The 24,939-nt window shown below is 42.9% G+C and carries 23 protein-coding genes and 1 pseudogene; 5 read left to right on the top strand and 19 right to left on the bottom strand.

Annotation, left to right across the window (positions count from 1 at the left end; translation table 11 throughout):
• The first annotated feature begins 180 nt into the window (after positions 1–180).
• Complete coding sequence (locus ID47_RS10810; RefSeq protein ID WP_084676022.1) at positions 181–1,542, top strand: D-alanyl-D-alanine carboxypeptidase family protein; 1,362 nt, start codon at positions 181–183, stop codon at positions 1,540–1,542.
• 83 nt (positions 1,543–1,625) lie between these two features.
• Here the strand turns inward: ID47_RS10810 and hslO are convergent, their stop codons facing one another.
• Together hslO and ID47_RS10800 are read right to left on the bottom strand one after the other, a co-directional pair.
• Complete coding sequence (hslO, locus tag ID47_RS10805) at positions 1,626–2,525, bottom strand: Hsp33 family molecular chaperone HslO (RefSeq protein ID WP_038466485.1); 900 nt, start codon at positions 2,523–2,525, stop codon at positions 1,626–1,628.
• A gap of 238 nt (positions 2,526–2,763) precedes the next feature.
• Entirely contained in the window at positions 2,764–3,525 is a 762-nt protein-coding gene (locus ID47_RS10800) for a tetratricopeptide repeat protein (RefSeq protein ID WP_156956746.1), read from the bottom strand.
• 32 nt (positions 3,526–3,557) lie between these two features.
• Between ID47_RS10800 and apaG the strand changes: the two genes are divergently transcribed.
• Together apaG and folE are read left to right on the top strand one after the other, a co-directional pair.
• Positions 3,558–3,977, top strand: coding sequence for a Co2+/Mg2+ efflux protein ApaG (gene apaG / locus ID47_RS10795; protein ID WP_084676021.1), 420 nt, complete (start codon positions 3,558–3,560; stop codon positions 3,975–3,977).
• Positions 3,978–3,981: 4 nt separating this feature from the next.
• Positions 3,982–4,554, top strand: coding sequence for a GTP cyclohydrolase I FolE (gene folE / locus ID47_RS10790; protein ID WP_038466480.1), 573 nt, complete (start codon positions 3,982–3,984; stop codon positions 4,552–4,554).
• 375 nt (positions 4,555–4,929) lie between these two features.
• Here the strand turns inward: folE and rbfA are convergent, their stop codons facing one another.
• From rbfA to ID47_RS10765, 5 genes are all read right to left on the bottom strand, one after another.
• Positions 4,930–5,343 carry a 30S ribosome-binding factor RbfA gene (gene rbfA / locus ID47_RS10785; protein ID WP_038466477.1) on the bottom strand — a complete coding sequence of 138 codons (414 nt, stop codon included), beginning with the start codon at positions 5,341–5,343 and terminating at the stop codon, positions 4,930–4,932.
• 8 nt (positions 5,344–5,351) lie between these two features.
• Positions 5,352–7,898 (bottom strand): translation initiation factor IF-2, encoded by a 2,547-nt coding sequence (infB, locus tag ID47_RS10780; RefSeq protein WP_038466472.1) that lies wholly within the window; start codon positions 7,896–7,898, stop codon positions 5,352–5,354.
• A 21-nt stretch (positions 7,899–7,919) separates the two neighbouring features.
• A complete protein-coding gene (nusA, locus tag ID47_RS10775; RefSeq protein WP_038466469.1) occupies positions 7,920–9,461 on the bottom strand; it encodes a transcription termination factor NusA in 1,542 nt (513 codons plus the stop codon).
• Between the two features lie 26 nt (positions 9,462–9,487).
• Positions 9,488–9,961: a ribosome maturation factor RimP gene (locus tag ID47_RS10770; RefSeq protein WP_038466467.1), complete on the bottom strand. Its 474-nt coding sequence runs from the start codon at positions 9,959–9,961 to the stop codon at positions 9,488–9,490.
• A gap of 233 nt (positions 9,962–10,194) precedes the next feature.
• Positions 10,195–10,905: an IS6 family transposase gene (locus ID47_RS10765; protein WP_038466464.1), complete on the bottom strand. Its 711-nt coding sequence runs from the start codon at positions 10,903–10,905 to the stop codon at positions 10,195–10,197.
• Positions 10,906–11,469: 564 nt separating this feature from the next.
• Here ID47_RS10765 and ID47_RS10760 point away from each other — a divergent pair.
• Positions 11,470–13,965 carry an F-box protein gene (locus ID47_RS10760; RefSeq protein WP_038466462.1) on the top strand — a complete coding sequence of 832 codons (2,496 nt, stop codon included), beginning with the start codon at positions 11,470–11,472 and terminating at the stop codon, positions 13,963–13,965.
• 120 nt (positions 13,966–14,085) lie between these two features.
• Here the strand turns inward: ID47_RS10760 and ID47_RS10755 are convergent, their stop codons facing one another.
• The 6 genes and pseudogenes from ID47_RS10755 to ID47_RS10730 form a co-directional block, all read right to left on the bottom strand.
• A complete protein-coding gene (locus ID47_RS10755) occupies positions 14,086–14,412 on the bottom strand; it encodes a helix-turn-helix domain-containing protein (RefSeq protein WP_038466459.1) in 327 nt (108 codons plus the stop codon).
• Positions 14,399–14,730, bottom strand: a pseudogene (locus ID47_RS13980) (type II toxin-antitoxin system RelE/ParE family toxin). The gene ID47_RS10755 and the pseudogene ID47_RS13980 overlap by 14 nt, the downstream one beginning before the upstream one ends.
• Before the next feature lie 93 nt (positions 14,731–14,823).
• Positions 14,824–15,408, bottom strand: coding sequence for a recombinase family protein (locus ID47_RS10745; RefSeq protein WP_038466454.1), 585 nt, complete (start codon positions 15,406–15,408; stop codon positions 14,824–14,826).
• A gap of 333 nt (positions 15,409–15,741) precedes the next feature.
• Positions 15,742–16,452: an IS6 family transposase gene (locus ID47_RS10740; protein WP_038466451.1), complete on the bottom strand. Its 711-nt coding sequence runs from the start codon at positions 16,450–16,452 to the stop codon at positions 15,742–15,744.
• A 435-nt stretch (positions 16,453–16,887) separates the two neighbouring features.
• Positions 16,888–18,045 (bottom strand): Fic family protein, encoded by a 1,158-nt coding sequence (locus ID47_RS10735; protein ID WP_038466448.1) that lies wholly within the window; start codon positions 18,043–18,045, stop codon positions 16,888–16,890.
• Between the two features lie 171 nt (positions 18,046–18,216).
• Positions 18,217–18,924 carry an IS6 family transposase gene (locus ID47_RS10730; protein WP_038466445.1) on the bottom strand — a complete coding sequence of 236 codons (708 nt, stop codon included), beginning with the start codon at positions 18,922–18,924 and terminating at the stop codon, positions 18,217–18,219.
• Between the two features lie 130 nt (positions 18,925–19,054).
• Here ID47_RS10730 and ID47_RS13060 point away from each other — a divergent pair, with 130 nt between their 5' ends.
• Positions 19,055–19,219, top strand: a complete 165-nt coding sequence (locus ID47_RS13060) for a hypothetical protein (RefSeq protein WP_156956745.1) — start codon at positions 19,055–19,057, stop codon at positions 19,217–19,219.
• A 40-nt stretch (positions 19,220–19,259) separates the two neighbouring features.
• Here the strand turns inward: ID47_RS13060 and ID47_RS10725 are convergent, their stop codons facing one another.
• The 6 genes from ID47_RS10725 to ID47_RS10700 all read right to left on the bottom strand — a co-directional run bounded on the left by ID47_RS10725 (position 19,260) and on the right by ID47_RS10700 (position 24,926).
• The gene (locus ID47_RS10725; protein ID WP_038466442.1) at positions 19,260–19,715 is read right to left on the bottom strand and encodes an Imm30 family immunity protein; all 456 of its coding nucleotides are present in this window, start codon (positions 19,713–19,715) and stop codon (positions 19,260–19,262) included.
• Entirely contained in the window at positions 19,708–21,543 is a 1,836-nt protein-coding gene (locus tag ID47_RS13320) for a VENN motif pre-toxin domain-containing protein (RefSeq protein ID WP_198022296.1), read from the bottom strand. The genes ID47_RS10725 and ID47_RS13320 overlap by 8 nt, the downstream gene beginning before the upstream one ends.
• An 81-nt stretch (positions 21,544–21,624) precedes the next feature.
• The gene (locus ID47_RS10715; protein WP_038466439.1) at positions 21,625–21,816 is read right to left on the bottom strand and encodes a hypothetical protein; all 192 of its coding nucleotides are present in this window, start codon (positions 21,814–21,816) and stop codon (positions 21,625–21,627) included.
• 71 nt (positions 21,817–21,887) lie between these two features.
• Positions 21,888–22,220 carry a hypothetical protein gene (locus tag ID47_RS10710; protein ID WP_038466436.1) on the bottom strand — a complete coding sequence of 111 codons (333 nt, stop codon included), beginning with the start codon at positions 22,218–22,220 and terminating at the stop codon, positions 21,888–21,890.
• A gap of 12 nt (positions 22,221–22,232) precedes the next feature.
• Positions 22,233–24,410 (bottom strand): polymorphic toxin type 17 domain-containing protein, encoded by a 2,178-nt coding sequence (locus ID47_RS10705; RefSeq protein WP_038466433.1) that lies wholly within the window; start codon positions 24,408–24,410, stop codon positions 22,233–22,235.
• A 99-nt stretch (positions 24,411–24,509) separates the two neighbouring features.
• On the bottom strand, positions 24,510–24,926 hold the full coding sequence (locus tag ID47_RS10700) for a hypothetical protein (RefSeq protein ID WP_038466430.1): 417 nt from the start codon (positions 24,924–24,926) through the stop codon (positions 24,510–24,512).
• Positions 24,927–24,939 lie beyond the last annotated feature (13 nt).

Below are 24,939 nucleotides of genomic sequence, written 5' to 3'. Positions count from 1 at the left end.
TCTATAGGAAGTGGGGCGGTTCCCTTCTATTTCCTATGGTAAGATCCCCCTTAATATGGTGGGATCTTACCATTTATGCATATTTCTCTCACATTTCTATAAAACTTCAGGTACTATTAACCATAAGGGTTGTGGCTTAAGGTAGGGCTACTCGTCTGTCTCGAGGGTGACTGAGTTCATATGTGGCATAGAATTTTTATTTTTGTCTTATCGTGGACATTTCTAATGAGCGATGCAGAGGCACGCTTGCGCAAACGCATCCAACCAAAACCCTATTCCCCTAAATACTCTTCAATAGTTATGGATGCAGATACAGGGCAAGTCCTCCATAATGAAGAAGCTGAGGGCCTTCGCCATCCTGCCTCTTTAACTAAAATGATGACTTTATACATGGCCTTTGAGGCATTAAAGCAAGGACGTATTTCCCTTGAAACACGGATGCCTGTCTCTGCCAAGGCCTCTCGTCAAGCTCCTTCAAAGCTTGGACTTCTGCCAGGTGAAACAATTTCTCTGAAAACTGCAATCCTTGGATTGGTTACAAAATCAGCTAATGATGCAGCCGTTGTCGTCGCTGAGTTCCTCGGCGGCAGTGAGGAAGCGTTTGCCCGCAAAATGACTCAAAAAGCCCGTGGCCTTGGCATGGCAAAGACTGTCTTCCGTAATGCCTCAGGCTTACCCAATCCCTCGCAGGTTACTTCTGCAAAAGATATGGCTATTCTATCCCGGGCCTTATACCGAGATTACCCTAACCAATACAAATACTTTAGTTTGCGGAGCTTTAACCATAAAGGGATAGAGCATCGCAATCATAATCATTTATTAGGGAAAGTGCGGGGTGTGGATGGCATCAAAACAGGCTATATTGGGGCCTCTGGTTTTAATCTCGCTGCTTCTGCAGTGCGATTAAACAAAAATAATCAAAGGCGACGCCTCATAACAGTGGTAATGGGAGGCGCCAATCGTCATTGGCGGGATCGCCGAGTGACAGAATTACTTGAATCCTATTTTTCACGTGCAGGAGCCCATCGTCAGATTATCGAATCGGTGGATGAGAATGATCAGCTCAACGAACTCATTTACGAAGAAGAAGCTATCGACACCACTGTTGCCAATCAACCATTGTCCAATAAAGACATTGATAGTTTACTGCACGAAGTTTCCGCTGAGGAAATGGATACACCATTAATGGAGACAGTCATCACGCAAAAAGAAGAATCTTCGGAGTCTCTTTCAAATGACAATAAACAAGTTCCGCCAAGCCGAACTTTGCCACCCAATTGGAGTGTACCGTCTCCAAAGACTGCCCTTAAATCGACGACGGCTCAAGTGCGCACCTTACAATTATCCACCCTGTCATGCGAAAAAAAAGCACACACTCTAGCCAAGACATCGGTTAAAAAACTAGGGTTTGGTCGACCAGCGGTGCAAAAAATTCGCCGTGGCAAACGAACCTTATATTCCGCTCAAATAACCGATATTCCCGCTATCAAGGCGAATAAAGCTTGCCGGCTACTGGTGGGGAAATGTGTGGTTTTGGCCTAGAGAGCGAGCCATACTCGCTTCGCCTTTTTCACCTGTGTGTCAACGTTTCTGAGGCCAGCTGAACACCTTATTAAGAGCAAGATCTAGGCTCTGTCTCCCTCGAACTCATCTTCGCTAAATTTATAACCGACACCACAAAATTCACACGTCACTGTGATCTTATCTTCAAAAACCATTTCATGACGGTCTTTGCTGGAAAAACTGGTCAGCATATCCTTAATTTTTTCCGGCGAGCAACGGCATTGGGCGATAACAGACTTTGGCTCATAAACCCGCACACCCCCTTCCCAAAATAGCCGATACAACAAATCTTCATTCGATAACGTACGGTCCAACAACTCTTGCCGTGTCACACTGCCTGTAATACTTAAGGCATGAATCCATTGATCATCCAAAGTTTCTTTATCTTCTTGGCTGATATTTTGATGCACGGGCAACCGTTGAATCATCAACGCTGCAGCCGCAAGGGTTTCGGGGGAAGTTCCATTTGCTAAAACAACACCGGTTTCTAACTGTTCTGATTGACGGAAAAAATGATGGGTTGATTCAGACAAAGTCGTTCCTATCAATTCCACTACCCCTTGATACCGATCATCGCCTGCTTCCGGATCGATTGTAAAAACAATAGTTCCTTGCCCAAAAACTTGCTGAATGTTTTTAGCCGCTTCAGGCGTTAGTTCACTAATTTTTTCTTCATCAAAGCGTGCACAGGCTCGCACCTCCTCTTGATTGTGAATATCAACCACAAGTAATCGTAGGGGGCCAGTCCCTGAAATCTGCAGCGTAAATAACCCATCAAATTTAAAACAGTTAACCAGAGCAATAGAAAGAGCAGTGGCTTGTGCCAAATAGCTATTCACCACGGCTGGGTAATTATGTTGCTCAATAATCTTCCACATTTCTTGATCCAAACGTACGAGACGTCCGCGGATTGCTGACTCTTCCAATTGAAACGGTAAAACGTGGTCAAATTTTTTTTCCATCGATAGGTAATCCTAATTCTTAAAATTGATGATATCTTTTTGGTCCCTTTATAAGGCAAAAGGCGACGCGTAGATAAGAAATCTACTATAAAATTATCATAGGTAGTTACACCTTCCAAGAAAATCATGGATTCTTCGTGAGAGGGAATCTACAAACTGAAATGCATTAACTGGGGCCCCATAAAAAAACTCCAGGCAAAGCCTGGAGCAAAAAAACCATAAGCTTTCTGGGATAAAATTAAGATTCGCTTGAAATTTGTTGCGCCATCGTTTGGGCTCGAATTTTTACACCTTCTGGCACACCCGACAATTGAACAATTTGAACAAAAACTTCAGCAGCTTCTGCTTTTTTCCCTAAGAGATAAAGGATAACCCCTTTTTGCTCTAAAGCCAGCGCTTGTAAGGGACGTCCCGCTGCACACAATGGCTCAATTTTTGTCAAAAGAGCCTCAGCTTGTTTTGGATCTTTTTCGAAACTCAGGCTAATAAATTGCAAGGTCGCCGTATCTCTCCATACCAATTCCAGGCGTGAATCATCGGCAATTTCTTGATAGAGGCTCAAGGCTTTATCAATATCTTTCTTGTCGCCGGGCGCCGCTAAAATTGAAGCCTCTGAAAACTTTGCAAAGGTTGCATAGGTTTTATGACCGCTGCTCAATTCTTTCAGCAATGCTAAGGCCTTGGTGGTATCTCCCTGTTCCAAATAAGTTTGAGCTTTGATGTAATAATCTGCTTGACGTTCTATTTCACGGGCCTGATAATTTGACCACAAAGAATAACCAGCCAAGACAACCAAAACAACGGTTAAGGCAGAACTCGTCAGTTTACCATACTTATCCCAAAGACGTTTAAACTTTGCCTGACGAATATCCTGCTCGACTTCATCAAGAAATTCATCAAATTTATCTTTTTCAGCCATTTTTTCCAACGCTTTTAAACATTTGTTATGACATTCTACCGTACAATAAGCTATGATAGAAGTAGAAAATTGTCGTACCAAGACTATCTTCTTCTAAAGGAGGTTTATCATCCATGACTACAATGGTACAGACCGCACCATCCTACACCCAAGAATCGGAAAAAATCCGAGTGACAGTGTATCCAATTTATTTGGAAAGCCAATCGGCCCCAGATGAAAATCATTATCTATGGGCTTATCATGTTCGCATTGAAAATTTAAGCGATTCCCCCGTCCAACTTAAAAATAGGTATTGGGAAATTACTGATAGTTTTGGGCGAACGCAAATCGTTAAAGGCATTGGGGTTGTAGGTGAACAACCAACAATTCAACCTGATGAAATCTATGAATACACAAGCGGCACACCGCTTACAACACCATCAGGCATTATGGTTGGCCGGTATCATATGACCCGTCAAGATGGTGAACTGTTTAGTGTCGACGTTCCAGCTTTTTCTTTAGACAGTCCTTACCAACCTATTATTTTGAATTAAGCCCATGACAAAGCCGACACGCCTCGAAGCAGAAAATGCTATCCGCACCCTTATTCGCTGGGCTGGCGACAATCCTGATCGCGAAGGACTCCAACAAACGCCTGAACGGGTTGTTCGAGCTTTTGAAGAGTATTTTGTTGGTTATACTGAAGATCCAGCCGACTATCTACGACGCACTTTTGAAGAAGTGAATGGTTATGATGAAATTGTTCTCTTAAAAAATATTCGCTTCGAATCCCATTGTGAACACCATATGGCTCCGATTATCGGTCATGTGCACGTGGCTTATTTACCGAATAAACGGGTGGTTGGCATTAGCAAACTCGCCCGGGTCGTCGATATCTTTGCAAAAAGATTACAAATCCAGGAAAAATTAACAGCTGACATTGCTCAAGCAATTGATACAACATTAAACCCCTTTGGTGTTGCTGTGGCTATTGAGGCCTCCCATCAATGCATGACCTGTCGAGGTGTCCATAAAACCGATGTGAGCATGATTACGACACGAATGACAGGGGTCTTTCGAGATAATCACGAACTTCGTCGTGATGTTTTAGCCCTTATTAAGGGGCAATAAGGAAGCTTACCAACTACCTCCTTGTTCCGAGTAACCCAAGGGGTGACCTGGAAACTCGATACGGCATGAGCAATCGCTTGTCAGATCGAGGTCCCAGCTCTTCGGCCGCGAAGGGAGAGAGAAAAAAGGCCGGTAAAGAGAACCGTTTTGCTGGGCAACCGGAGGGCAAGCCCAAACTTCGAATTTATAGAAAAACTTACTCATCCCAGGCTTGACCTGGGATCCATACCTGCGCCTTATTAGTAAGGGAAAGATTTATACGGATATAGCTGTAATAAAATCATGCTGTACAGAAAAGTAAGGTATGGTCTCCGGGTTGCGCTGTGCTTGCCGGGGATGAGGGAGAGTACGCCCATACTGTTCGGTCTTCAAGGTTTATTTTTCGTCATCAGAGGCTTTTGCTCCGAGCGCGGTCTCTCGCTTCATGGCTGTATCTAACAAATCTTCAATATGGCGTGCCTCATCAAACGTGTTATCGCTATAAAATCTGAGAGCTGGGACATATTTTGTTGTTAATTGCTTTGCTAAAGCAAAACGAATTTCACCCGCCATTTCATTCAAATTAGTAAGAGTGTCCGTCATATCACCTCCCCCCAGGGGGATGGTGTATATTTTTGCATTCCTTAAATCCGGTGAAACACTAACATGAGTAATAGTGATGTTCACCAGAGAAAGGGTGCGTCGGGAAAATTCCCCCCGCAGCAAAATCCCAGATAAAATATTACGGATCTCTTCGGCAACGCGTTGTTGCCGTTGAGACGGTGCTTTTGCAGATGGCTTACTTCTCATATTTTTTCTTATAGCTGTCGAGCAATAGATTCAATTTCAAAACATTCAATAAAGTCGCCGGGGCGGATATCATTATAGTTTTCAAAGGCCATACCACATTCATAAGATTCTTTAACTTCGCGAACTTCTTCTTTAAAGCGCTTCAAGGTTTTGAGAGTCCCTTCATGGATGACCACGTTATCGCGCAATAGACGAACTTTTCCACCCCGCTTAACGATACCATCGGTAACATAGCAGCCGGCAACCTTACCAACTTTGGTAATGTTGAAGACTTCGCGAATTTCCGCATTACCCAAATATTTTTCACGCAAGGTCGGAGCCAAAAGACCGGATAGAATAGCTTTAGCGTCATCAATAACATCATAAATAATTGAATAATAACGAATATCGACCCCATCACGCCGCGCTAAATCACGGGCTTGTGGGTTAGCACGAACGTTAAAGCCCACAACCAAAGCATTGGAAGCACGTGCCAACGTAATATCGCTCTCATTGATTCCGCCAACACCCCCATGAAGCATGCGAACAGCAACTTCCTCGTTGGAGAGTTTAGCCAAGCTTTGGGCAATGGCTTCCAAAGATCCATGAACATCGGTCTTAACCACAACGGACAATTCTTTGATGTTACCAGCTGCGATTTGCGTCATCATTTGTTCCATAGTGGACTTGGCAGATGCTGCAGCCTTCGCTTCTTTTTCTTTGTGAAGACGATATTCAGAAATTTCACGAGCCTTTGCTTCATCTTCGACAACGATAAATTCATTACCCGCTGTCGGCACCCCATTAAATCCTTGGATTTCAACGGGTAAGGCGGGTCCAGCAGTATCAAGCTTTTTGCCCAAATCATTCAAAAGCGCACGAACCCGACCCCATTCCGTCCCGGCAACAAAAATATCCCCAACTTTGAGAGTCCCTTTTTGAATCAAGACAGTTGCAAGCGTCCCACGACCACGGTCAACCTTGGCTTCAACGACTACACCAGCTGCATCACGGTTTGGATTGGCCTTAAGTTCCAAAACTTCGGCTTGCAACAGGATAACTTCTTCCAGTTTATCAAGGTTGGTTCCTTGTTTTGCGGACACCTCAACGGACATAACGTCGCCGCCAAACTCTTCACAAACGAGCCCATGATTAAGAAGTTCACCTCGAACACGATCGGGATTGGCCTCTGGTTTATCCATCTTGTTAATTGCAACAATGATTGGAACACCGGCTGCTTTAGCGTGATTAATCGCTTCGACAGTTTGTTCCATAATTCCATCATCGGCAGCCACCACCAAAACAACGATATCAGTTACATTGGCACCCCGAGACCGCATTTCCGTAAAGGCGGCGTGGCCAGGCGTGTCAATAAAGGTGATTTTTTTGGTTGAGGGGAGAGTAACCTGATAAGCACCAATATGCTGCGTAATTCCACCGGCTTCCCCTGCAACCACATCGGTTTTACGCAGCGCATCCAAGAGGGAGGTCTTACCATGGTCCACGTGGCCCATAATTGTAACCACAGGAGCCCGGGAGATCATATCTTCTTGCCTATCATCGATACCGCGAATTCCCATTTCCACATCGCTGTCAGCCACACGCTTGGGTGTATGACCAAACTCGGCACAGAGCAGTTCCGCGGTGTCAGCATCAATGGGTTGATTGATGGTAACCATCATCCCCAGTTTCATCAATGATTTGATAACATCGGCGCCCCGTACCGCCATACGGTTGGCTAATTCACCAACAGTGATGAATTCCGGGATAATAACTTCACGAACAACTTTAGCTTGCTCTTGATTGGCCCCTTGCCCTTTATGTTTTTGACGCGCTCGCTTAAGCGATGCCATCGAACGACCACGGTTAATTTCTTCGCCATTTAAAGCCCGAGACAGAACATTACGGTTAAGCTTACGGGGGACCTCATTCGTTTCTTTACGATTAATCGGAACAGCCCTTTTCGCAACCTCTGCAATACGCGCGGAACGACGGGCATTTGTTTCTTCCTCGTCATCCTCTTCTGCTCGAGTCCGCAGCTGCGCTTTTGCAAGCGGCCGAGCTGTTTCTTCAAACGTAGGTTCAATTGGAATAATAGGCTGAGAGACCGACGCCGTAGCAGCAACAGCAGGTTCAGATAAAACTTCTGTTTTTGCTACTTCCTTATTTTTTATCGCTTCTTCGCGCTCGCGCTTTTCGCCTTCAAGCCGACGAAGCACTTCTTTATCCTCACGAAGTTTCAGCTCTTCGTGACGTCGTTTTGCTTCAATTTCATCCCGACGAGCTCTTTCCTCAGCTTCCTGCGTTTGATTTTTGATGGCTTCCTGCAAAGCGCGCATACGAGCTTCAAACTCACCTTCGGTCAACTTTCCAGAAGCGACAGCTTTAAGGGTGTTTTGAGCTTGGCGAGCATCACTGGCTGATGTCGTTCGTTTCTTTTTAACTTCAACAGCAACTGCCTTGGTCCGCCCGTGAGAGAAACTTTGACGCACTTGATCAGAATCGCCAGACTTTTTGGAGTCTGGTTTCAGATTCAGAGTCAGAGTTTTCTTTTCACCTTGCTTTTGATCCGTCATTATTTTTTTTCCAATCGTTATTTATGCTTTTGGTTTTTCGTCAAACCAATGGGCACGAGCTGCCATAATCATGGCATTTGCCTGTTCTATCGTGAGTTGCTCATCCTGAACGATTTCAATAAATTCATCGCCTGAAAGATCAGCAAAATCATCCAATGTTTTAATTTTATATTCTGCTAATTTCAATAACATTTCTGCTGTCATGCCGTCAATCTCAAGGATATCTTCACTGACCCCCAAATCCTTGGCTTTTTCCAAAGATGCCTTAGCCCGTTGTTCAACAAAGCTAAGAGCGCGGGATTGAATTTCTTGGGCAATCGCTTCATCAAACCCCTCGATTGACATTAATTCTTCTAACGGTGCAAATGACAATTCTTCAACTGTTGTGAATCCATCAGCCGCTAAAAGCTGTGCAATAACTTCGTCCACATCCAATGCATTCATAAACAATTGAGTACGACTGTTGTATTCTTCCGTTCTCAACTTTGCTTCTTGCTCTTCGGTCATAATATCGATGTTCCAGCCGGTCAGTTGGCTGGCTAAACGGACATTTTGACCACGACGACCAATAGCAAGACTCAGTTGATCTTCAGCCACAACCACATCAACACGGTGAGCTTCTTCGTCCAAAACAACCTTGATAACTTCAGCAGGAGCCAAGGCATTCACCACAAAGGTTGCAGGATTTGCAGACCAGGGCACAATGTCAATTTTCTCACCTTGCAGTTCGGTTACAACCGCCTGAACCCGCACACCCCGTAAGCCCACACAGGACCCGACAGGATCAATAGAAGCATCTGTGGTGTAAACAGCAATCTTAGCACGGCTACCGGCATCACGAGCGACAGCCTTAATTTCAATTACCCCATCATAAATTTCAGGAACTTCTGACTCAAACAGTTTAGCCATGAATTGGAGATGGGTCCGCGATAAAGCAACCATTGGCCCACGGGCATCAGGACGGACTTCTGAAACATAAGCTCGAATCCGATCACCGTTACGGAAAACTTCCCGTTGAATTAAATCTTCCCGGCGCAAAATACCCTCAGATCGTCCTAAATCGACAACCACGTTCCCAAATTCAACGCGCTTAACAATACCACCAATAATTTGTTCTGCACGATCCTTAAATTCTGCATACTGATGCGCGCGTTCTGCATCCCGAACTTTTTGAATAATGACCTGACGCGCACTTTGCGCAGCTACCCGGCCAAACTCAATGGGTGGTAAAGGTTCAATAATCTCGTCACCCAGCTTGTGGTTTTTATCATGCAACTGTGCTTGAGCCAAAGAAATTTGAGTCAAAGGATTTTCAACTTCCTCAACAACTGTCAGAACTTTCCAAATAGTTACATCTCCGGTCGAGGTATCTACCTTAGCACGCACATCTTTTTCAAAACCATATTTAGCACGAGCGGCTTTTTGGATTGCCTGCTCCATGGCATAGAGAACTTCGTCCCGCTCAATTCCTTTTTCACGCGCAACAGCATCCGCCACAGCTAAAATCTCATGACGTGGCTGGCTAATAGAATGGTCAACTAGGTTATTTCGTCGTGTTGTCACAGTCTTAAGTCCTCTGATCCATAGGGTTAGTTAAATGGTATATGCAATTTTGCCGACTTCATATCTGAAAAAGGAATACTGACTTTTTCAAATTCATTCGCGCTATTTTTTATCGTTAAGACTACCTCAGATTCATTGGCAGACTCAAGCTTTCCAGGAAAAGTTTTGCGATTACCAATGAGCATATGTGTCTTAATCATAACCTCGTGTCCGATAAACCGCTGAAAATCCCTAAGCTTTACAAGGGGACGGGCTATGCCGGGTGATGAAACTTCTAGCATATAGGCGCTGCTAATAGGATCATGCTGATCCAAGAGAACCGATGTGTATCGGCTGACTTGCTCACAATCCTCAAGCTTAATTCCTGTCCCATCAAGGCGATCAATCATTATCTGCAGGGTTTTTCTTTTTAATCCTGACATTTGAATACGCACAATTTCATACCCCATGTGGGTAAGAGATGGTTCTAGAATTTCTTCAACTTTTTTAAGTACATCCACGATTTAGATCCTAAAATACACACCGTTTTCCGGGGCGTAAGTAATAAAATATCTTTATGCTTTGTTGCCAAAGCACAGATTGAATTTATGCTCATGTAACAGAAAATTCAAGGAAATTTATTCAATATCATTGAATTCCCTTTCCATAAGGACAGATAATCAGAGATACTCTCTCTCAATGGAAGCGTCAAGTTAACTATTGAAGGTGCAAAAGATGCCCTCGAGTGGACCCATTAGACACAAAGAAGCTCTTGAGCCGCCTCAGACCAGATGGTGCAGGCGGCTTTAAATGCCTCTCTTCTCATCGATGCTTTTTTCAAGTATCGCCCCACCTCTATGGCAAAAAGATTACGAACTTTTCCCATAAGGGCTAATGTTCTTTGTACACCCTGAGGGGATTTGAACTTAATCAAACATTTTTCTTTACGGCGTGTAGGTAAATGAGCATTTTCAGCTCGATTGTTTAATCCTTTATGGGATCGGTGTTGAGTTCCTCGGCACATAGCTTGTATTGGTTTTTTGTAGCTTTTTAATCTATCCGTGATAATGACTCTGGGAATAGGATAACTACCTAATAATCGGTTTAAAAACCGAATTGCCGCTTTCCTATTCCGACGTTTCTGAAGAAAGACATCCAGTTCATATCCATCAGAATCCACGGCACGCCACAAGATAAATACCTCTCCATTGACCTTTACCGTCATTTCATCAAGGTGCCATTTATCCGAGGGTTTTCTCTCTCGTTTTTTAATAACATTTCTGAAATGGCTTGAAAATTTAATACTCCAAGACAGAATCGTTTCATAAGAGACATGAATCCCTCGATAAGCCATCTGTTCCTCAATATCTCGATAGCTATTATTAAACCGATGATAAATCCATACAGCCTGGCTAATAATAGAAATAGGAAACCGATGACGACGCGGGGCAACCTCTAATGTCATGCTTTAAAACCCTTTAAGCCTTTTCCTCATATCTAACACTCTCAAGCTTTTTTGCCTACGTTAACTTGACGCTTCCGGCTCTCTGTCTAGAGTTTACCTCTTTGCCCATGAATTAAGCAAACAGGAAAAATTGCATCTTCTTCCTCATCCTAAATTCTATATCAGCAAGCAACTTAAAGAATTAAACTGACAGGAGTAAATAGGATAAGCTGGTGAGGAAAAGGAGGGTTGTTATTCTTTACCATGAGGTGAAAGCCCTCCATTTCCTCAGAGTAAACCGCTTCAATAAGGGTTCATCTGCGAACAAGATACCATTCGCTTCAATATTTGCAATACAAATTTTTAGAACTCTCATCAACTCTCTCCCATGTTTGGTATAGGGTCAGTTGAAAGGCGCTGCGTGAAGTGGGAAAACACTCCCTTATCCTCTTGTAAGGGGTTGTAGCCATTCTAGTATTATGTTAATAAAGTAGGGAAAATATTTCGGTACATTCTTGTATTTTGCCAATCGATCCTATAAAAACACCGAATCAAGCTTCTTTTATTATATAAGGAAAAATCATTATGGATTTGTACAATAAATTCAATAAAATTAAAACCATACTGTTGTTGAGCGCCTTATTCTTCTACGGGCAAAATAACGTTTGGGCCCAGGACAATTCGTTGGCTGCAGAAAAAGAGCTCCCACAGGTGGGTTGCAAAAGAACAGCTGACCAGGTGTATTTAGGCGCGCAAGAGGAATCTTATTTGCAAGATGAACCCTCTGTTAAGAAACAATGTATAAATAAGGATGCTACTTCTTCTAAAACAAGCCAGGAAAATCCAGTGGTATCTATGCAGACAGAGGATGATTATTTTGGTCCTTTACGCCTTGGTCTTTTACCGAATGAAATATTAGAAGAAATCCTCAATTTATTTAACATAAAAGAAAAAGGAGATAGAAACGCTCTTCTATCAATTAGTGCTGTATGCAAGGGATTGAGAGACATTGTGTTGTCCATATATAATAAAGGAAACAAAGCCGAACATCATTATCCTTGGCAAGACCACCAGACCCTTTCTCCAATTACTCTCTATATAGCAAATAGCAACCTGCGGACATTACTTGGGTTGTATGTTAACATAAAAGAAAATTGGGCACAGGAGGCTGATAGAATTAGGTTTGCAAGGCTCTGTGCTCAGTTTGGCAAGGGGCCTCTTGCTTTTGCTAGCAAGTATATAGAATTTTTGCACTTTAACCTTAACTGCGACGCCCCTACCCTTTTGCAGCGCCCCTTACTTAACTTAAGAAACCAATTGCCAATAAAAATGCAAAGCCTGGAGGAAGAATTAGCGAAGATTGTTGACCGACAGGATCCTAATTCGCAAAATGAGATAGCTCTTTATTTTCATTATATTCAATTTATCTCGGATACAGACCCCGCTACGTTGACCTCCTTAAAAAGCCAGCCTATTTTTCCACAAGAGAATTCATTCATGGCTGTGATGAGTCCTGAGTTACTCACATTAAAAGCAACAGACGGTTTATCGGAGGCCCCAGATTTTGCAGGTATTTGGAGAGAGATTATTGACCTAGAACCCGCTGTAACCTTATGGCAGTTAAAAAAGGCAGGCTATTCCAATTATGGTGCTGGTAAATTCTCAGAGTCATCAAGATTCATGGGAAAGTTTTTGACAATAATGCAAATGCTTGGGAAAAGACCAACAGTGGGGGATTATGGCAATACTGCTTCTGCTCACTTTAGGGCTGGAAACTATGCGAAAGCGGCTGAGTATCGGGAGGAGCACTTAGAGGCCATCACCCAATCTGGGCAGATCCCAACAGTGAAGGATTATGGCAATGCTGCTTCTGCTTACTTTTCGTCTGGAAACTATGCAAAAGCAGCTGAGTATCGGGAGAAGCACTTAGAGGCCATCACCCAATCTGGGCAGATCCCAACAGTGAAGGATTATGGCAATGCTGCTTCTGCTTACTTTTTGTCTGGAAACTACGCAAAAGCGGCTGAGTATCGGGAGAAAAAACTAGAGGTCATCTCCCAATCAGGGCAGATCCCAACAGCAAATGATTACGGAAAAGCTGCCAGTGCCTTCTCTAAGATTAAAAACTATGCGAAAGCGGCTGAGTATCTGGAGAAAAAACTCGAGGTCATCTCCCAATCAGGGCAGATCCCAACAGCAAATGATTACGGAAAAGCTGCCAGTGCCTTCTCTAAGATTAAAAACTATGCGAAAGCGGCTGAGTATCTGGAGAAAAAACTCGAGGCCATTATCCAATCTGGAGAGAGACCAACAGCGAGAAATTACAAAAAGGCCGCCGATGATTATTTCGATACTGAAAATTATGAACAAGCTGCTAAGTATTATGGCAATGCAGCCGACGCTTATAGGGGAGTTGGGTATTACGCTCTTCGCAATACTGGAAACTCTCTACCTGCCTATGCAAAAGCTGCTGGCTGCAGTGAGATGAAATTAGAGGCCATCTCCCAATCTGGAAAGATCCCAACAGCAGAGGATTACAAAGATGCCGCCGAACATTACTACATGGCCGCTGAAGCTTACTTCGGTACTGGAAACTATGCAAAAGCTGAGGAGTATTATGAGAAGCAATTTAAGGCCATCTCCCAATCTGGGGAGAGCCCAACAATAGTAGAGTATCGCAATATGGCTTTCACTTATTTCATGACTGGAAACCTCTTAAAAGCCACCGAGCATGATGAAAAGCGTTTGGAATTAAAAGAGGCAGTAGGACAGAACCAACAAAACTCAGCAGAAGAGCCCCTGGAGCCGCACAAAAGCAAAAGAAAATTAGCGAAAGAAACATACTCTTATAATATCAATAACCTTCGTAGTTTTTTGACGTATTTATTAAATAAAGGTTATACTTGCACTGACATTTCAGGAAAAATTCATGGGACCGCTACTGATGAAGAGCTACGTAAGATTCGGCGTGGTAGAATAAAACGTCCCAAAAATGGGGAAGCTGTTTGGAATTCTCTAAAAGAAAATTTTCCACTTGAAGCTTTTAAGGTATGGTCTAAATATGAGAGAGGGTCCGAATAGCTGTGTTAGAAGGATAATTGGGCTTGCGTCCCTTTAGCGGGTAGTATCTTCCAACTTGAGCGCTCATCTTTCAAGCTCCTTTGGATAAACGTTCCCAAAAATAAAAATAGTGGGCCTTTACTATGAAGCTGTATTACTTTTATTATGGTCAGGAACTAGATTGAGCTCCAACCTATACCCTAAAGCATGAGCATATTTCTTAAGAGTTGTCAAAGTAGGTGAATGTTTTTTATAAAACAGAGCACTCTCTAACCTTCCGACTGCAGATGTCTTAATCCCCATGAGCTCCGCAACTTCGGCTTGTGTCTTGCCAGCAGCATGGCGAGCTTGAATCATTTCAGCTAGAAGATGATACTCTTCTTCAAGTTCCTCATAAAGGGCTTCAACCCCCTCTTTTTGAAAAGCTAAGTGCTTTAACTCTTCGTGAGTTGGTCTATTTCTTGTCATCTTTAATCTCCTTTAGCCTGGTCCTTGCTATCTCAGTCTCTCTCTGAGGTGTTTTTTGGGTCTTCTTGATAAATGAATGTAATATCACCACTTCTTTTCCAATCATTGTACAGTAGAATACCCTGGCTATCCCCTCTCGCCCTTTAAGGCGTAGCTCAAATAAACCTTCACCAAAAGTTTAGTATGAGGTTCCCCTAGGTTAGCTCCAAACTGCTCGATAAGATCTATAGTCCTCAGGTATCGAGCCAAGAGTGTTTTAGGCAGCTCAAGAATCTGCTGCATTACAGCAGCATTATAGTAGCTAACTTTCCATTTCATACCCTAATATAACATATATGTTATGAAAATAGGAAGTCAATTATTGGATTGAGAGCGGCCAGGTTCTCTATACTCTTTTCTAATTGTATAAGCTTAGCTTTCTTTCAAGTATCTATAAAAGCTAGCCCGAGAGATTTTTAAAGTTGTGCAGATTTTCTCTATGCTTATCTCTTTATCTTGATGCAACTTTTTAGCACTAATGACCCTCGGGTCATTTGGATTTAAAGGGGGCCGGCCCCCTCTCCTCCCCCTAGCCCGGGCTGCATTCAAGCCTGCTCGGGTTCGTTCTTGGATAAGACGTCTTTCAAACTGAGCCATGGCTGAGAATATGTTGAATATAAGCTCACCTGAAGCAGTGGTGGTATCAATGGCCCCATCACATAAAGACCGGAATCCAATTTTGCGTTCAAATAAAGATTGGACAAGGTTAACCAAATGAGACATGGAACGTCCCAGCCGGTCGAGCCGCCAGACCAGCAGTGTATCGCCCGATTCTAAAATGGACAAACACTTTTCTAATCCAGGACGGTCCGCTTTCGCCCCTGAAACTTTATCAATAAAAATGAGAGCTTTTTTACAACCAGCTTTTTGTAAGGAATCTAGTTGTAGGCTTAAGTCTTGTTCTGTTGTACTGACGCGAGCGTACCCAATCAACCGTCCGGAAGGTTCTTTTTCCATAGAGTCTTATAAATGAGGTGTTTTTATGGGTTTAATATACTATGAAATCCAATATGAGTAAATAAGACTCCAAGAGGCTTGATAACACTTAATTTTTAATTTTGTTAAAAGCTGTCTTAAAAAAGGAACGTTTTTTGAGAATCCTTTCTCTATAACTTCTTACCTAAATAGTCGCTGTCGCGAAATAGCAATTCAGCTTATAAAATAATTTTTATAAAAAGATATGGCTTAGGAATTCTGCCAATTTTTTAAAACTGAAGCTTTAACTTTATAGGTTATAGCGGTATCGTCAAGTTGTTTAGAAGGAATAATCCGGACGAGGTTTTTTCCCTCTTATTTGGCATAATGGTGGTATGAGGTTACAATCTCATTAAAGATATTGATGGATTGAATAAACCTTTGTCGATACTCTTTAGCGCCCTGTTTATACCGCCCTACTTTTAAAAGATTAAGAAAAGCTCCCATACTGCTTAAAAATCTTTGAGCGCTTGGCAAACTTTTGAAACCTCTCATTTGTCTCTCTTTTTCTCTTGTCGGCTGATGACTGTTCTCTATTCTATTGTTCAAGCGTTTATGCGATCGATGCTCTGCAGATTTAAGTAAAATTCTATGGGCCTTTTTATAGCTTCTCAGCTTATCTGTCACCATGACGCGAGGAGGCATGCCTAACTTTTTAAGCGCTCGCTTTAAAAATCTTATAGCTGCCTTAGCATTTCTTCTTTTTTGTAAAAGCACATCAATTTCTTCTCCCTCACTATCAATCAGTCGCCATAACCAAAAGACCTCCCCTTTTATTTTTACTCTCACTTCATCGATATGCCATTTGTCTTTATAAGCTGATCCTCTTTTCTGACGAATGCCTCTGGCATAAACAGGACCCCAAGTTTGACACCAATTTCGAATGGTTTCATAAGTGACAGAGAGGCCTCTATCCTGAAGCATTTCGCTTAAATCTCTTAAGCTGATCTTATAGCGGTAATAGTATCGGACAGCAAAACCGATAAAGCTTTTGGAAATTCGATATCCTTTATAATAATCTGTCATAATTAAAAGGCTTCCTTTTATTTTTGCAAGAATCTTACAACAATTGGATTTTTACCTCAACAACTTGACGATACCTCATATTACTATTGCTCATGCTTTTAATATAAATATAGATAACCATTTTTTTATGAATTCTCTAAATTAATAAAACTAGGGAAATTTTTAAATTTAATTCTCATCTATAAATTTGGATCTGGGACATTTAGGAGATTACTGCCACTTTGGGATAATCTCCACAACATTAACTGCCTTTGTAGTATGGGTCTAGCCAGGAAACTGCCAAAAGTGCATTATGAAAAATGAGAGGATATTTGGCAGGTTGAAGGGGGGGCACGGAAAACCCCATTAAAAATAGCTTTTTAAATGGATGAAAAATCAAAGATTTGAAAGTGAAGAATTCATGCTACGAAAAAGAGAAGGGTAAGTTCCTCCCTATCACGATCTAAAGGGCTCCGCCCCATCTTCAAGAATATATAGGTAGTTACGGTATACGTATATTTTATCGCGCTTTTTGGAACTGGTTTCCTCTAAAATTCCAAGCTCCACCATATGATTGAGAGAGCTTCTGGCAGTTGGAGCACTCATACCTAATTCACTTGCGAGCAAGGGGACAGTTACCTGTGGCAATCGCTTCATATATTCTAGTGTTTGTTCGCACGAAAACCTCGCACGACCCAATGTTGCTATTTTTGTCCGATCTTGCTCAAAAAGGTTATTAATCAGATTAGCTGTGCTGATTGCTTGTTTTGCAGATCGATAGACACCCTCTAAAAAGAATTCCAACCAGGTTTCCCAAGTGCCATGCAAGCGGACTTCTTGGAGCAACTCATAATAGACATGACGGTTTTGTTTGAGATAAAGGCTTAAATACAGAATTGGCTCATCGAGCATACCGCCCAGGCAAAGCAGTAAGGTAATTAATAATCGACCAAGCCTCCCGTTACCATCTAGAAAGGGATGTATTGTTTCAAATTGAACATGTGCAAGGCCTGCTTTGATTAAGACGGGTAAGCTATCATCATGTAGAAAATTTTCAAAATCAGATAAGCACTGATTTAAATGATCAACCGGTGGAGGAATGAATAGTGCATTACCTGGTCTTGTACCACCAATCCAATTTTGTGAACGTCTAAATTCACCTGGCAGCTTTCCTGAACCACGACCACCAGAAAGTAGTACGCCATGAATTTCTCGAAGCAGCCTAAGGGATAGGGGAAAATTTTCTTTTAGCCTCCCTAAGCCATAAGTGATCGCTTTTACATAATTAGATACCTCCTCGACATCTTCCAGTGATACCTGTGGTTTCTGATGATGTTCAAAAAGCATTAAGTCTGAAAATGAACTTTGTGTCCCTTCAATTTGGCTTGAGAGTAGAGCCTCTTTGCGGACATACATATAAATGAACAGCGAGGTGTTAGGAATAGATTTATGAATGCTATTTAACTCAGCGAGTGCTAGAGTTGCTTTTTCCAGATAGGGATAGAGCTTAGTTAGGTCCACAGGAGGCTCTGGTGGTAATTTAGGCGGCACATAAGCCTTATAGGGCTCCCCAGCTACCTTTTGGGTAACGTAAGTTCCAACTCTGTGATCCATAACTATCTTTTCTCAACGGTGTATGTAAAGAAAACATAATACTATATCTTTTCTTATTCAAGTTTAAAAAGAAAAGATGTTGAGTAATCCCCCCTAGATTGCTCTAAGGAGATCCCTCGGCTCCGTCAAGTTGTTTGGATAAGAAGTTAGAGAAGCACCTTTCTTCTATTTTTAGGCATAATTCTGGCTTGAAGAAACAATATCATCAAATGTCGCAAAAGCTATTTTAAGTTTCTGTCTATAGTCTGGGGCAGAATATTTATATCGACCAACTTTTAAAAGATTCAGAAAAACACCCATGCTACTGAGAAATCTTTGCGCACCACCAGGACTTTTAAAACCTCGCATTTGCCTTTCCTTTTCCCGGGTTGGCTGGTGGCTGTTTTCTATTCGGTTATTAAGGCGCTTGTGAGAACGATGTTCAACAGATTTAAATAAGACACGGTGGGCTTTTCTGTAACTTCTCAGTTTATCCGTGATCATAACCCTTGGAGAAACTCTAACTCTTTTAAGGGCCAACTTCAAAAATCGTATAGCGGCTTTGGCATTGCGTCTTTTTTGGAGAAGAATCTCTATTTCCTCAGCGTCACTATCGATCAAGCGCCAGAGCCAAAAGATTTCTCCCTTGATCTTTATTCTCATTTCATCAATGTGCCATTTGTCTTTGAAAGAAGAGCCTCTCTTGCGACGTATTGTTTTGGCAAACACTGGGCCCCAGGTACGACACCAATTACGAATCGTTTCATAAGTAACTTCGACACCGCGTTCTAAAAGCATTTCACTAACATCTCTTAAGCTCAGCTTAAAACGGTAATATCGTCTCACAGCATAACCAATAATGCTTTTAGGCATCCGATAGCCTTTATACCGCTCATTCATGGTTCGACCCTCATTTTTTCAAAAGGATTTTAAACTAGGCGCCTATTAATCTCAACAACTTGACGGAGCCAATGGTTATTATGATCTTCGCGGCAGCTGTCATCCCCTGATGGGCAAAGTGGCCGGAGTCATGGCGTTCATCCACATAGAGGCGCACCACATCCTCGCGCTCGTCCAAGAGTTTGATCCATTCATACCCCGGCGTGTTGCTGAAGTCTTTCAGGCGTTGCCATTCTTGCGGCCGGCCTTTATTCTTCTTGCCCCTTCTTTTTTCTTAGAAATCGCTTCTGCATAGACTAAAAAGATATTTATTGTAAAAAAATTAGAAGGAAAACTTAGGTGGAATACGCCATCTTTTGTTTGAGTGTTTTAATTAATTCCTGATGGTGGGGAAATTCAACTTCCATCAAATTAAATAGTTTTAATAATGATTCTTTGGATGTTAGGTGGATATATTGGATAAATAAACTTATCCCCCTCTCTGTATTCAGAATTCTATTAAATATTGAGCTAGCCCAATTGGGAGCTTTTTTAAGAAGTGTCTCCAGATTTTTTAAAAGTGCTTGAATATGCTCACTTTCTGAATACCTTTCCAGAGAAATCATTAGAGTCTCAAAAACCCATCCATATTCTCTGCTATCATCAAAATAACTGAGAAGAATTGGGATTGAATTAGGATCGTTAATTAAGATAATTTTCTCTGCAGAGTCTAAAAATTTATCAGGGTTGCCTGAAACATTAAACTCACTGTAATCATCCAGTAACTTATAAAGAGATTGTAATTCAGTCATTTAAATTGTCCTTCTTATAAAGATCGGGGAAATGAACCTTATTTCTAATAATAACATCTTGCAATGCTGAGCGTATTTCAGGTGTGTATATTCCATCTTCAGAATATATCCGGCGGGCTAATTGAATACTTTGAGCTAAAGCCTCACGGGGCTGCATAGTAGTGTCTTGCCTAGGTATATATGTGTGTATCTCTCTATGTCGGCCTCCTACACCGGGAGTAGGACTTTCCACCATTATAGCTATTCCATCATTTTTAGCAATTCTTCTTGACGCCATATAATTATCATTAGGTATATGATGCCTTGCCAAATTATCTCCCCTTTTACTGATACGACCAAGTCCACCATATGTATCAACCTGGCCTTCACCGGGTAATAGAGAATCACTTGTCAACACCGACGCATCGGGTCCTTGGTAAGCTTGGAAGCCCTCCTCACCATAACGCCGATCGAACTGTGGCGGTGTAAACCCTTCAAGAACTGACAATATAGCTGGTATCGGTGTTGAAAGAATTGTTGCTTTTCCTTCTTCCGTATTTACCCCTTCATCAACCCAACCTGTTCCTTCGGGGGCAGCATCCATCGAATCTTCAGAAAGTTTATCCGCCAAGTAACTCAGACCTATTCCCGCCAATATTGCAGAGCCATAATAAGCTAAGGTACTGCCCATTGTTGCTACGCCAGTGGCAGCAGCCGTTCCACCCGCTGCACCACTCCCAGCCGAGGCAAACGCTGCCAACAACGGTAGGCAATTATTCTCAACCGCGTTTTCACCGGCCCGCAAAGCAGCCAAGGAATCTAATCCTGATAATTCTGCGCCTAACTGACCCAGCAACGAAGAGAGTTTTGAGAGCTTCGCACTTTCCTCCCTAAAATTCCCACCGTGTAGATCTCCATTTTCAAGATCTGACAGCCCCTTGGCTTCACCAACGGTTTCGGCAACAACGGCTCCCATGGCCCCTCCCCCCATGGCTTTGAGAATTTCCTTACGGTCACCGCCTAACAAAGCTGTCAGCAATCCTTGCATCGAGCCGCCGGCTAAAGCATGCACACCTTTATGCACAACCGGATCTAACCCTTCCAGACGCCAATCCCCGATCTTATTGGCTATCGTGCCAGAGGCCACATCAACTGCATAGTTGACCGCTGTGCTCTTCAGGACATCTTTCGGCTTTTCACCAAAAGCAAGCCCCGTTCCAAGTCTCGCCGCGGCTGTAATAGCATTGCCCCAAGCTTGCTCTTCAAAGCCATGTAAACCGATGGTTGGAATACCCGTTGCATAACTTAAGCCTTTCCCTAATCCCGCCGTCATCGCTGATTGGCCGATGCTCTTTAATGTACTGGAAGAGGTCATCTCTCGACTGACATTCTTCATATTCAAGCGATTGTCGATCATGGAGAACATCAACTGATTACTCGCAGCCGCAAGGCCGCCTTGTAACGCTCCCATGGCCATGGAAGACACCACACTACTGAATGTTACCGTACTGGCTGCAGCACCGCCAGCCGCTGCAGTTCCGCCGGTCGCCCCCAGGCTTGCCAAACCTCCACCCGCTGTACACAGCGTTATAATAATGGTTATTATGATCTTCGCGGCAGCTGTCATCCCTTGATGGCGAGCCTCGGATGTCTCATGCCGTTCATCAACATAGACACGGACCACATCTTCGCGCTCGTCCAAGAGTTTGATCCATTCATACCCCGGCGTGTTGCTGAAGTCTTTCAGGCGTTGCCATTCTTGCGGCCGCCCTTTATTCTTCTTGCCATCCGCCTTGGAGTGCTTTTCGGTGTTGACATTTCTTAAAAGACGGCATCTGGGATCGCTCACTGTATCATTTTTTTCTCGGTGCCCTGTATCATTTTATTCCCGGTAGTGACAATAGAAGACGGAGGGTGCCTGATACAGCCATCAATCTTGCTCACATTTATTTGTTTGAGGTTTTATTTTAGTTTCATACAAGCTCTGAACTAAAAAACCCAAAATGTACTCCATAGGAGTATTAAACTCCACATCTTTATTTTTTTTAAGTTTAAGTAAAGCTGACTTTAATATTTTCCAGTTTTCAGTATTTTCGAATTGAGCATATGGATGTTTTTTCATTTCTTATCTCTCCAATAGTGAACTATTTGCTTCAAGGGCGGCATCCTAACGAAATGTCCAAACAGGTAAGTTTACTCTATTACTTCCAGATGTATCCACCTTACTTCAGGCATTAAGGATGTATTACTTATGGGCTCTCTATTTCTATCCCATATAATTTCTGATGCTTGAAGGTATTTACTTCCGGGAAATAATTTCTCTTTAATTTCTCTTATTGTAACAAGGTTGGCTGAATCCAAAATAAACAAACTTTCATATGAATTTTCAATTTTCCAATAAGGACGAAATTGTTCTCTTCTAAATTCTTTATTCAAACCATATACCTTGCTTAATATCTCTGAATATAAATTAGCTGATTGCTCAGGGGTACAAGCATCAAAAATAATCCTTAATATTAAACTCATTTCTACTTATCCTTATTTGTGAGTAATTTTTCCATCTAAAGAGACATTGACATGTTTATTATCTCTTGATGCCCAACCAATTTTACTTTGACCTTGCCTCGACAATTGAATATCCCATTCAAAATCTTGTCCTTCAGTTCTTGAAGGTCCTTTTGTCCATTCATTCCCAAATCTATCCACATATCCATATGAATCCCCTCGGTCAAGTGGTTTGCTTGGATTATAGCTTTTTCTAGGTATAAACCTTATCTTTCCTTGAGTTGGCAATTGTGCATCTTTCAATCTAGATTTTATGGAATACTCCCCATCCTTTGTCAACACCGACGCATCGGGTCCTTGGTACGTTTGGAAGCCTTCATCACCATAACGCCGATCGAACTGTGGCGGTGTAAACCCTTCAAGAACTGACAATATAGCTGGTATCGGTGTTGAAAGAATTGTTGCTTTTCCTTCTTCCGTATTTACCCCTTCATCAACCCAACCTGTTCCTTCTGGAGCTGCATCCATGGAATTCTCAGAAAGTTTATCCGCCAAGTAACTCAGACCTATTCCCGCCAATATTGCAGAACCATAATAGGCTAAAGTACTACCCACTCCTGTAGCAGCAGCCGTTCCACCCGCTGCACCGCCTCCTGTCGAGGCAAGCGCTGCTAACAACGGTAGGCAATTATTCTCAACCGCGTTTTCACCGGCCCGCAAAGCAGCCAAGGAATCTAATCCTGATAATTCTGCGCCTAACTGACCCAGCAACGAAGAGAGTTTTGAGAGCTTCGCACTTTCCTCCCTAAAATTCCCACCGTGTAGATCTCCATTTTCAAGATCTGACAGCCCCTTGGCTTCACCAACGGTTTCGGCAACAACGGCTCCCATGGCCCCTCCCCCCATGGCTTTGAGAATTTCCTTACGGTCACCGCCTAACAAAGCTGTCAGCAATCCTTGCATCGAGCCGCCGGCTAAAGCATGCACACCTTTATGCACAACCGGATCTAACCCTTCCAGACGCCAATCCCCGATCTTATTGGCTATCGTGCCAGAGGCCACATCAACTGCATAGTTGACCACTGTGCTCTTCAGGACATCTTTCGGCTTTTCACCAAAAGCAAGCCCCGTTCCAAGTCTCGCCGCGGCTGTAATAGCATTGCCCCAAGCTTGCTCTTCAAAGCCATGTAAACCGGTGGTTGGAATACCCGTTGCATAACTTAAGCCTTTCCCTAATCCCGCCGTCATCGCTGATTGGCCGATGCTCTTTAATGTACTGGAAGAGGTCATCTCTCGACTGACATTCTTCATATTCAAGCGATTGTCGATCATGGAGAACATCAACTGATTACTCGCCGCCGCAAGGCCGCCTTGTAACGCTCCCATGGCCATGGAAGACACCACACTACTGAATGTTACCGTACTGGCTGCAGCACCACCAGCCGCTGCAGTTCCGCCGGTCGCCCCCAGGCTTGCCAGACCTCCACCCGCTGTACACAGCGTTATAATAATGGTTATTATGATCTTCGCGGCAGCTGTCATCCCTTGATGGGCAAAGTGACCAGAGTCATGGCGTTCATCCACATAAATGCGCACCACATCCTCTCGTTCGTCGAGGAGCTTCATCCATTCATAGCCAGGCAGATTACTGTAATCCTTGAGCCGTTGCCATTCCCGCGGCCGGCCTTTATCCTTCTTGCCATCCGCCTTGGAGTGCTTTTCGGTGACGAGTTCAACCACAATCCCTTCCGGGGTTTTGAACTCAATGCCGCCTTGCGCTTCGTCATAATGGAATTGGCATTGTTGGCGATTCTCGTGATACTCAAAGCTTTGAGACTTTGACTGCCATAACGGATCCTTGGAGGATTTCTTCACCTCCACACAGTCCATGCCCATGGTCGTGAGCAAGTGAATAAGACCTTCTTTGGCCTCCACCGTCAGCTTGCCACCTTGGAGAACACTGCCCCGCAGCGACACACCTTTGCCACCGTACAGATCAATCTCTTTCTTATTCGTCGAGATGGTGGTGCAAGGCCGAGCGACTTGGTATGTGTGCTTGCTTTCTAAGCGGCGGGTTTTAGCAAAGCCACTTAGTTTATTAAACCGGCGCTTTTTCTTAATTTCTTGGCGCTGGTACCAATCATAGACCGCTTCCTGCGCATAGCTACCACTCGCGCCTAAGAAGATTTTGTTGGTGCCGGTCGTGAGCATGCCGATATCTAAGGCGTCGCCTTCGGAATAGACAGAGATCTCGCCGTTTTGGATTGAGGCTTTTGTCCCTCTTGCACTTTAATGTACGAAGGTTATTTTCTAACCCTCTTGCTGACTATTATTGTGTATTGTCAGAGATATAATTTCTAATATAGCAGGATCTTCATCAATATACCTTTCATACCAGTGATCAATATGAACTAATTTTTCTGGCAATAACTCCATGTTCTCCCCAGTTGATCCATTGATACGTATATACCAATCTTTAGGAACTTTCTGCCAATCAAAATCGAATAAAACTGCTGGAAGTATATCTATATTATTTCCTTCATCATGTCTAACGATGTAAAGCCAAGGTATAGAAGATCTGCATGTTACTCCTAGAACCTGGTAAAATATGCCACCAGTAAGATAAAAATCATAATCGAGTGGGTTTACATCCTGCCTATAATTATCAAGTGCAGAAGAATTAGGAACATCGCTTAGCCTTGCATACTTACATATTACCTTTATCATACGCCTTATCCTT

This window comes from Candidatus Paracaedibacter acanthamoebae, assembly GCF_000742835.1.
Classification (GTDB): Bacteria; Pseudomonadota; Alphaproteobacteria; order Paracaedibacterales; family Paracaedibacteraceae; genus Paracaedibacter; species Paracaedibacter acanthamoebae.
The sequence above is the reverse complement of the archived record's forward strand: the minus strand, read 5'-3'. Positions and strand labels throughout refer to the sequence as shown.